This window comes from Actinomadura darangshiensis, assembly GCF_004349235.1.
Classification (GTDB): Bacteria; Actinomycetota; Actinomycetes; order Streptosporangiales; family Streptosporangiaceae; genus Spirillospora; species Spirillospora darangshiensis.
Window position 1 is genome coordinate 1 of record NZ_SMKY01000561.1, and the last position, 2,402, is coordinate 2,402.

At 72.8% G+C, this 2,402-nt stretch carries 3 protein-coding genes; all 3 read left to right on the forward strand.

The genetic code is table 11. From position 1 onward, the window contains the following. Window positions 1-782: DUF58 domain-containing protein (locus E1293_RS46360; protein WP_132206433.1), on the forward strand; the 782-nt coding region annotated here is incomplete at its 5' end. Further along, on the forward strand, window positions 779-1,726 hold the full coding sequence (locus E1293_RS46365; protein ID WP_132206435.1) for a VWA domain-containing protein: 948 nt from the start codon (window positions 779-781) through the stop codon (window positions 1,724-1,726). The genes E1293_RS46360 and E1293_RS46365, both read left to right, overlap by 4 nt. Before the next feature lie 50 nt (window positions 1,727-1,776). Continuing rightward, window positions 1,777-2,391, forward strand: coding sequence for a class I SAM-dependent methyltransferase (locus tag E1293_RS46370; protein WP_132206437.1), 615 nt, complete (start codon window positions 1,777-1,779; stop codon window positions 2,389-2,391). Window positions 2,392-2,402 lie beyond the last annotated feature (11 nt).

The window sequence follows — 2,402 nt, forward strand, 5'->3', positions numbered from 1 at the left end:
CCCCCCACGTCCGCGACCTCATCGCCGACCACGAACTCGAGGCCTGGGCCCTGGTCGACCTCACCCCCAGCATGGACTTCGGCACCCACACCATGATCAAACGCGACCTGGCCGTCGCCGCCCTCGCCGCCGTCGGATTCCTCACCGTCCGCCTCGGCGACCGCGTCGGCGCCTACCTCCTGCACACCGACGGCATGCGCCGCTGGCCCGCCCGCACCGGCAAGGCCGCCATGTACGCCCTCCTCCAGGCGGCCCTGGACGCCCAATCCGTCCACGACGGCGCCGGAGGCCGCAGCACCCCCGCCGCCGCGGCGCCCCGCGACCTCGCCGCCGCCGTCGCCTCCCTCGACCGGGGCCAGACCCGCCGCGGCCTCCGCGTGATCATCTCCGACTTCCTGGCCCCCGACGGCACCGGCCCCGCCGAGCACGGCGAGCTCCCCTGGGAACGGCCCCTGCGCCGCCTCACCGCCCGCCACCAGGTCCTCGCCATCGAGATCATCGACCCGCGCGAGCTCGACCTCCCCGACGTCGGCCTCGTCGAGATGACCGACCCCGAGACCGGAACCGTGCACGAGATCGTCCTCAGCCGCCGCGTCCGCGAGCAGTACGCCGCCGCGGCGGCCGCCCAGCGCGACCGCACCCGCGACGCCCTGCGCCGCAGCGGCGCCCACCACCTCGTCCTGCGCACCGACCGCGACTGGATCGCCGACATCGCCCGCTTCGCCCTCCGCCAGCGCCGCGCCGCAGGCCGGCCCTTCACGACCGCGGGAGTGCGCCCATGACCTTCCTGTCACCCGAACGCCTCTGGCTCCTCGGCCTGCTGCCGCTGCTCGCCGCCGCCTACACGCTGCTGCAACTGCGCCGCCGCCAGTACGCCGTCCGGTTCACCAACCTCGCGCTGCTGTCGCAGGTCGCGCCCAAACGGCCGGGCTGGCGCCGGCACGTCGCCGCCGTCCTGTTCCTCGCCATGATCGCCCTGATGATGTTCGGGTTCGCGCGGCCCGCCACCTCCGTCAAGGTCCCCCGCGACCGCGCCACCATCATGGTCGCCGTGGACGTGTCGCTGTCCATGATGGCCAGGGACGTCAGCCCCAGCCGCCTCGACGCCGCCAAGGCCGCCGCCAAGAAGTTCATCGGCGACCTCCCCGGGCGCTTCAACGTCGGCGTCGTCGCGTTCGCCGGCAACGCCAACCTCGTCGCCGCGCCGTCCGCCGACCGCGACGCCGCCATCGCCTCCCTCGACCAGCTCGTCCTCGCCAAGCGCACCGCGATCGGGGAGGCCGTGTTCACCTCGCTGCAGGCCGTCCGCTCCTTCGACTCCGAGGCCCGCCAGGACCCGCCGCCCGCCCACATCGTCCTGCTGTCCGACGGCGACAACACCACCGGGCGGACCGTGCAGGAGGCCATCGACGCCAGCCGCGTCGCGCACATCCCCGTCTCCACCATCGCGTTCGGCACCCCGTACGGGACCGTCGACATCGAGGGCGAGACCACCAGCGTCTCGGTCAACAAGGAGACCCTGAAGACCCTCTCCGACAGCACCGAGGGCAAGGCCTACGAGGCCGCCGACGCCGGGCAGCTCGACGACGTCTACCGCAACATCGGCAGCTCCCTCGGCTTCAAGATCGAGCACCGCGACGTCGCCGCCCGCTACACCGGCATCGCGCTGCTGTTCGCCTTCGCCGCCGGCGGGGTGTCCCTCGCCTGGTTCTCCCGCCTGCCCTGACCCGCGCAAGCGGCGCGGGCGGGCGGTGAACGCTGATACGGTCGGCGGACGTGGGGGAACACTACTTCGCCGAGCGGCCGGACGCCGCCAGTCGCCGCCGTACCGTCGACCTCGTCCTGCCGGACCTGCATCTGCGGCTCGACACCGACAGCGGCATGTTCTCCCCCGACCGCGTCGACCTCGGCACCCGCGTGCTGCTGGAGACCGTCCCCGATCCCCCGGCCACCGGCGACCTCCTCGACCTCGGCTGCGGATACGGCCCCATCGCCCTGACCATGGCGAAGCGTTCTTCCCAGGCGAGAGTTTTGGGAGTGGACGTTAATCAGCGAGCCTTGATGGTCGCTGAGGGCAATGCCGAAACCGCGGGCCTTGACAATGTAAGGTTCAACCTGGTGGACGACACCGACCCCGCGCTGCGGTTCGACGCCATCTGGTCCAACCCCCCGATCCGCATCGGCAAGGCCGCCCTGCACGACCTCCTCCTCGCCTGGCTCCCCCGCCTCACCCCCGCCGGGCTCGCCCACCTCGTCGTCCAGAAGCACCTCGGCTCCGACTCCCTGCAGCGGTGGCTGAACGGCCAGGGCTTCCCCACCGAGCGGATCGCCTCCCGGTCCGCCTACCGCGTCCTGCGCGTCGCACCCCGCACGGAAGGCCACACCCCATGACCACCCCCGAC

Excerpts from the sequence above, each read along its gene's own strand:
- E1293_RS46365 (WP_132206435.1), top strand. The coding sequence starts at position 779 with ATGACCTTCCTGTCACCCGAACGCCTCTGGCTCCTCGGCCTGCTGCCG.